Annotated in this window: 4 protein-coding genes; all 4 read left to right on the top strand. The window is 43.4% G+C overall.

Features of this window, described 5'->3' with window-relative positions:
* Positions 1 to 250 precede the first annotated feature (250 nt).
* The 4 genes from JWR23_RS07030 to JWR23_RS07015 all read left to right on the top strand — a co-directional run bounded on the left by JWR23_RS07030 (position 251) and on the right by JWR23_RS07015 (position 7,656).
* Positions 251 to 1,561, top strand: a complete 1,311-nt coding sequence (locus JWR23_RS07030) for a cytochrome ubiquinol oxidase subunit I (protein ID WP_299514689.1) — start codon at positions 251 to 253, stop codon at positions 1,559 to 1,561.
* A 130-nt stretch (positions 1,562 to 1,691) separates the two neighbouring features.
* On the top strand, positions 1,692 to 2,705 hold the full coding sequence (locus JWR23_RS07025) for a cytochrome d ubiquinol oxidase subunit II (protein ID WP_299514687.1): 1,014 nt from the start codon (positions 1,692 to 1,694) through the stop codon (positions 2,703 to 2,705).
* A 249-nt stretch (positions 2,706 to 2,954) separates the two neighbouring features.
* A complete protein-coding gene (locus tag JWR23_RS07020) occupies positions 2,955 to 5,279 on the top strand; it encodes a PQQ-binding-like beta-propeller repeat protein (protein ID WP_299514684.1) in 2,325 nt (774 codons plus the stop codon).
* Between the two features lie 25 nt (positions 5,280 to 5,304).
* A complete protein-coding gene (locus JWR23_RS07015; RefSeq protein ID WP_299514682.1) occupies positions 5,305 to 7,656 on the top strand; it encodes a PQQ-binding-like beta-propeller repeat protein in 2,352 nt (783 codons plus the stop codon).
* Positions 7,657 to 7,662: the final 6 nt, after the last annotated feature.

Below are 7,662 nucleotides of genomic sequence, written 5' to 3'. Positions count from 1 at the left end.
CCACAAAAATCGAGGTTATTAACAAAGAAAAAGAAGCAAAAAGAAAGCTTCAACAATAATAATAACCTGTTTATTTTGCTGAAGCTAATCTAAAGGAGATGACAAATATCTTAACTTAATGACATTGCGCCTGACCTACCCTGACCCTAATTTAAAATCAATATTTATAAACTTTATTATTAGCCATTTACTGCGCTATTAATCAGGATACATTTATCTTTACCCATCTTGTTTTATCACCAATATAAACATGAATGATTTTTTAGCAGCCAGATCACAAATGGCCCTGTCGCTGGGGTTTCACATCATATATTCCTGTATTGGTATGGTGATGCCTGTTTTTATGGCCATATCGCACTATAAATATATCAAAACTCAAAACCCGGTTTATAAAAACATTACACAAGCCTGGAGCAAAGGCGTAGCTATATTTTTTGCAACAGGCGCGGTATCGGGCACTATGTTATCGTTTGAGCTTGGTTTACTATGGCCAAAGTTCATGGAACATGCGGGGCCCATATTTGGCATGCCGTTTTCGTTAGAGGGGGTAGCTTTTTTTATTGAAGCGATTGCCCTGGGCTTTTTTCTATATGGGTGGAACAGGTTCAACCAATGGTTCCATTGGTTTACAGGGGTTCTGGTTGGCGTTAGCGGGATACTTTCGGGCATTTTGGTAGTATCGGCCAATTCATGGATGAACAGCCCCTCGGGCTTTGATTATGTGAACGGCCAATACCTTAACATCGACCCAATGAGAGCCATGTTTAACGGCGCCTGGTTTTCTGAATCATTACACATGACGATAGCTGCGTTCTCGGCTACAGGGTTTGCAGTGGCCGGTATACACGCGCTGATGATTTATCGCAAACAGAATATTGAATTTCATACCAAAGCGTTTAAAATAGCTATCATATTTGGAGCAGCAGCGGCAATTTTACAACCGCTAAGCGGCGATATATCTGCCAAACACGCGGCCAAAAGGCAGCCTGCTAAGTTAGCCGCGATGGAGGCTTATTTTCATACGCAAACTTATGCGCCATTAATTATCGGGGGCATACCGGATACTGCTGCCAAAAAAGTTAACTACGCCATAGAGCTACCCGGCTTGCTCAGTTTTTTAGTGAACGATAATTTCAAACAGGAAGTTAAAGGACTGGATACCATACCCATTAAAGATCAGCCAAATGTGGCGGTTACCCATTATGCCTTCCAGATAATGGTAGGCATAGGTATGCTAACTATGCTGATAGGCGTATTGTATTTCATCGCCTTATGGAAAAAGCGGAGCTGGTTATCAAAAACATGGTTTTTAAAGTTATTTATCATTGCTACTCCTTTAGGGTTTATTGCGCTGGAAGCCGGGTGGACCGTTACCGAAGTTGGCCGCCAACCCTGGATAATACAGGATGTAATGCGCACCAGCGAGGCCATTACGCCTATGCCGGGAATACAATATTCGTTTTACCTGTTTAGCTTTATATATTTTACGTTGAGTTTAGCAGTAATATTCCTACTGCAAAGGCAAATTAAAATGGTGCCTGAGTTGTATGATGTTAAATAATAGAGACAAGAATCAAGATGTAAGAATCAAGATAAACGGCTGCTTTGATGGGTTTGTTTATAGTGATTTATTTAACCATTATTTTCTTAATTCTTGTCTCTTGATTCTTGTCTCTTGATTCTAAAAAAATATGTTAACCGTAGTAATTATCTTCCTGTTCTTCGCCATTTTATTGTACTTCTTGTTAGGCGGTGCTGATTTTGGCGCGGGCATTATTGAGCTTTTTACCTCAACTGATAATAAGCAACGCACCCGCAGCACCATGTACCAGGCCATAGGGCCAATCTGGGAAGCAAACCACATGTGGCTTATTATTGCTGTAGTAATTTTATTTGTTGGTTTTCCGGATATATATAGCAAAATGTGTACTTATTTGCATATTCCGTTGCTCATTATGTTATTAGGCATTATTGCCCGTGGTACGGCCTTCGCGTTCCGTAATTACGATGCGATAAAAGGCGAACGAACTCAGATGCTTTATAATAACATATTTGTTTATTCCAGCTTTTTAACGCCGTTGTTTTTAGGCATCATCGCAGGCAGCGCTATCTCCAGACAAATTGATTTTGAAGCTACTGATTTTTTATCAGCCTATATTTTTAGCTGGTTAAACTGGTTCTCTGTGGCGGTAGGTCTATTTACCGTTACACTTTGCGGATTCCTTGCAGCCATCTATTTGGTGGGCGAAGCTACGGATGAATTTGATGTTAAACGCTTTATTAAAAAAGCTAAGGTGCTTAATATGGCCGCCTTTTTTTGCGGCGGACTGGTATTCTTAGCTGCCGAAACACTAAACATCCACATGGCGCACTGGATATTTGGCAATCCGGTAAGCCTTACAGCGGTAATAGCCGCATCTATCTCTTTAATATTACTTTGGGTAACCATTAGCCGCGGTAAGAAACAAATAGCGCGCGTATTTGCCGCTTTCCAGGTGAGTATGATATTACTATCGGTTGGCTATACGCATTACCCTAACTTTATTATGGGTAAAAACAATAAAAACCTTTCCTTATTAACCAATCACGCCACCTCAAAAACTATTGATGACCTGGGTATCGCCTTATTAATTGGCAGTTTATTTATTCTTCCTTCCCTATTTTATCTTTTCTATAGCTTCCGCGGAAAAACAAATCACGAATAACCGTTTAAACACACATTTCATACATTTCTCAATTACTACTAAATCGATAGGGTATCTCTTGCGAAATCGATGTAGTAGCGTAACATTCTGGGTACAATTTGGTAAAATATATATTATATAATTTATATTTGATATCGATTGCACCAATTAACCCAGTACACTAAGTATACATTTTTTTTATATTTTATTTAAATGGCATAGCTATGCTTGTCGTTTTTTTAACCTGATAACTATCGAATAAACCTTTATATGAACTTTAAAAAGATTAAGCTATCGCCGGTACGCATTTGGGGTACTGTGGCAACCATAGTATTAGTAATAATAGCCATTTGTTTTGGTTGCATGACCAAAAAAGTTATTTACGCTAATAGCAATTATGTTGATCCTTATATAAACTGGAGAGAGTATGGCGGCGGGCCCGATCAGTCAAAATATACCACACTTAACCAGATCACCAAAAAAAATGTAAACCAACTGCAAGTTGCCTGGACCTACTCTACCGGCGACAATGTTTCGAGTTATAAATTTAATCCCTTAATAGTAGACAATGTAATGTATGTATTGGCGAAAAACAATTCGCTGGTAGCATTGGATGCCACAAATGGCAAAGAGATTTGGATACATACCGGCTTAAACACCGCTTCAAAAAGGGGTATGAATTATTGGGAGAGCAAGGACAGAAAAGATCGCCGCCTTATTTTTTGCATGAACAATACTTTACAGGAAATAGACGCGCAAACCGGTAAATCCATACTTACATTCGGCACTAACGGTGCGGTTAACCTTAGGGAGGGGCTTGATCGTGATCCGGAAACTATGACGCGTGTTACCTCTACCTCGCCGGGTGCTATATATGATGATCTGATACTTTTGGGTTCATCTCCGGGCGAGAACACATTTTCGCCTCCGGGACACCTGCGTGCTTATAATGTGGTTACGGGTAAAATGGCATGGATATTTCATACTATCCCCCTCCCCGGCGAACCGGGTTATGAAACCTGGCCAAAAGATGCCTATAAATATGTGGGCGGCGTAAATACATGGGGCGAAATATCTATTGATGCCAAACGCGGTATCGCTTATTTCCCGTTAGGCGCGCCTACTTATGATTATTATGGTGCCGACCGTATAGGCAAAGGCTTGTACGGCGATTGCATTTTGGCGCTCGATGCCCGTACAGGTAAACACATCTGGCACTTTCAGATGGTGCACCATGACCTTTGGGACTTTGACGCGTCTGCTGCGCCGCAACTGGTTACCGTAACCCATAACGGCCAAAAGGTTGACGCGGTGGCACAAGCTACCAAACAAGGCTTCCTGTTTGTATTTAACCGTGTTACCGGCGAGCCATTATGGCCTATAGACGAAAAACCTGTACCAAAAAGCACTATGCCGGGCGAAGAATCATGGCCTACACAACCCGTACCAACGGTAGTGCCGCCATTTAGCAGGCAGGTGGTTACTGTTGATGATATTAACCCATACTTTACCGCGACAGAAAAAGAAACATGGCGCAAACGCATATTAGCCGCACACAGCGGTTTGTTTGAACCGCTTTCTGATAAATATGAAACTATTACTATGCCCGGCGCTAACGGCGGGGCCATCCACGGGAATACCGCGGCAAACCCGGTAAAGGGATATGTATATGTTTCTTACCAGGATAAGCCCTCTGTTTACAGACTGAAAAAAGTTGAACCTGCCGAATTGCGCATACCATTATCTGCCGACGAAACTGAAAGAGCAAAAGCGCTATATGTACAAAATTGCCAAACCTGTCATGGCGTTGAGCATACGGGTGGTTTGGGGCCCAACCTTGTTGATATTAACAACCGGGTTAATTTTGATAATTTCAAGACGATTGTAAGTACGGGCCGGGCGCAAATGCCATCCTTTCTTCACCTTGGCGATCAAAACGTTACTGCTTTATATAAATTTCTTTCATCAGCCGCAAGCCAGAGAGGCGGCGGCGCGGGCGCACGTGGCGGCCGTGGTGGCTTCCAGGCAACCGATGTAACAAAAACCGACGGCCCTGTGGTTGCATCAGGCGGTGCGCCGGGTGGCGAGGAGTTTCAAAAAATGCCTACCAAACCTATGCGCGATTATCCAGCCGGAGTAACCTCTCCAAAAGAGAAGTATACAGATGGCTCAACCACCAGCTACGGTTTGGGCTATCCAAATTTATTGTCGCCGCCATGGTCGGCAATAGCAGCTTATGATTTGAATACCGGCAAAATAAAATGGAAAAGAGCATTAGGCAACGATGATAAGCTGGGCGGTAAAGATACCGGTCTGCCTGTTGGCTCACAGCATAAAGGCATGATAGTAACCTCTACCGGAATCATATTCGCCACCTGTTTGGATGGCAGGATATATGCTTACGACGAAGATAACGGCAACTTGTTATGGCAGGTAAAACTACCCCGCGTACCCGATGGCTTGCCTACCATGTACCAGGTAAATGGCAAGCAATACATGGCCATCTGTTCTGTATCAGACCAAATAGATAAATCAAAACCAAACGCCGAGGTGCCAAGACAGTATATTGTTTTCGCACTTCCATCAAAAAAATAACCAACCAAACCAATTATAATTAATCATGAAACCCAACCCTGTAACAATAACCAAATTATTTATCTCAACAAGCGCTAAAGTCGCACTGTTGCTGATATTTTTTATTGGTTATGGCGCTATAGCCCAAACCCCTAAAAAAAGCACATCAGCCAAGAAAAATACGTCAGCTTCGTTAATCCCCAAACAACATACCGAGTGGAATGATTTTGGCGGTGGACCCGACCACTCAAAATTTGTTGATTTTACCCAGATCAACAAACAAAACGTAACCAAGCTGGAGCCTGCATTTATATACTCAAGCGGCGATAAGCAGGCTTATAAATTCAATCCTATTATTGTTGATAATGTGATGTATGTGCAGGCCAAAAACATGTCGCTGATAGCAATTAATGCAACAACCGGTAAAGAAATATGGATACATACCAACCTGCGGATAGGCCAGCGGGGCATTAATTTCTGGCAAAGTCCTGATAAAAAGCAAAAACGCCTTATTGTAACATTAGGCAATACCTTACAGGAAATTGATGCCATCACCGGTAAGACTATATTGACATTTGGCGATAACGGTTCTGTCGACCTGAAAGAGGGCCTTGACCGCGATCCTTCATTGTTCCGTACAGGCTCATCCACTTCTCCCGGCCACGTTTATAAAAACCTGATATTGGTAGGCTCATCACCCGGCGAGAACCTGTTTTCTGGTCCGGGCCACGTTAGGGCATTTAACATCCTTACCGGCAAACAAGAATGGATATTCCACACTATCCCACAACCGGGTGAACCCGGCTATGAAACATGGGATTATAAAGATTCTTACAAATATGTAGGCGCTATAAATACCTGGGGAGAAATATCTGTCGATGAAAAACATGGTATTGCTTATTTCCCTTTGGGCTCGCCCACTTATGATTATGATGGCGCCGACCGCCCGGGTAATGGCTTATATGGCAATTGCATTTTGGCTTTGGATGCTAAAACAGGCAAGCACCTATGGCACTTCCAGACTGTACACCATGATATTTGGGATTATGATTTGACCGCCGCCCCGCAGTTGATCACCGTAAACCATAATGGTAAAAAGGTTGAAGCAGTAGCAGTAGCGGGCAAAAACGGTTTCTTATACGCGTTTAACCGTATCACCGGAAAGCCGTTATGGCCGATAGAAGAGCGCCCGGTACCAAAGAGTGAAATGCCCGATGAAAAATCATCGCCCACACAACCGTTCCCAACGGTAATACCGCCATTTAACAGGCACATTGTTACCATTGATGACATGAACCCGTACTTTACGCCCGAAGAAAAAGCAAAATGGACCGCGAGGCTATTGGCTGCTAAATCGGGGCCGTATATGCCACTTTCTGATAAATACGAGGTACTTTCTAATCCTGGCTCGGTTGGTGGTGCCAATTATGGTAATACTGCCGCAAATCCTGATAAGGGATTGGTGTATGTAATGTTCCAGGAGCTATCTGATTTTTACAAATTAAAACCAAGGCCGGAGGCTGGCCAGGGAATAGGCGGTGCCAATTTTGGCGCAGTTGCCGGTAATGTTAAGGGTCAGATTGCCTATGCGCAATACTGCCAATCATGCCATGGTGCAGACAAGGCCGGTATAACCGGGGGTGCACCTACCCTGCTTACATTAAGTGGAAGAGTACAGCTTGATGCTTTTAAAAGCGTTATAAGCGCGGGCCGTGGGCGGATGCCAAGTTTTCCGCATTTAGAAGATAGTGTTGTTGCTAATATATATGCTTACCTGGCCCCTGCAGTACGCGGGGGGCGTGGAGGCCGTGGCGCGGATAATGCAACACCGCCTGTAATTGACGGGCCTGTAGTAGCTTCGGGCGGCGCGCCTTTAAAACCTGGTGCGGCACCTGCAGGCCCTGGTTTTGGCGCAGGTGGTATGAAAGATTATCCCGAAAATTATACAGGTAAAAGAGTTCAGTATGTTGAAGCCAGCAACTGGGGGGCGCCTGCACCAAATATATTATCACCACCATGGTGCGGTATAGCCGCTTATGACCTGAATACAGGTGCTATGAAATGGAGAATTGGCCTTGGCGACGATGCTAAAAACGGCACAAAAGGTATGGGCCTTCCAAACGGTACGCAAAACAAAGGTATGGTTATCACCAAATCGGGATTAATATTTGCCACCTGTAAAGATGGAAAGCTACGGGCCATTGATGCTGATAATGGTAAAATTTTATGGGAGTATGACCTGCAAAGGGCCGATACGGGTGGCATACCTGCTATGTACGAATCAAACGGGCGCCAGTATTTAGTAATATGCTCTGCAGGTGGTTTAATCGATAAAACCAAAAAGGACGAAGATGTGCCTAAGGGATATATTGTATTCGCATTGCCTAAATTGAAGTAATTGAAG

The organism is Mucilaginibacter sp., assembly GCF_028288205.1.
Lineage (GTDB): Bacteria > Bacteroidota > Bacteroidia > Sphingobacteriales > Sphingobacteriaceae > Mucilaginibacter.
Note: the sequence above shows the minus strand (reverse complement) of the source record. Positions and strands in the feature narration are given on the sequence as shown.

Coding starts and splice junctions, on each gene's coding strand:
- JWR23_RS07015 (WP_299514682.1), top strand. CDS start 5,305: ATGAAACCCAACCCTGTAACAATAACCAAATTATTTATCTCAACAAGC.
- JWR23_RS07030 (WP_299514689.1), top strand. CDS start 251: ATGAATGATTTTTTAGCAGCCAGATCACAAATGGCCCTGTCGCTGGGG.
- JWR23_RS07025 (WP_299514687.1), top strand. CDS start 1,692: ATGTTAACCGTAGTAATTATCTTCCTGTTCTTCGCCATTTTATTGTAC.
- JWR23_RS07020 (WP_299514684.1), top strand. CDS start 2,955: ATGAACTTTAAAAAGATTAAGCTATCGCCGGTACGCATTTGGGGTACT.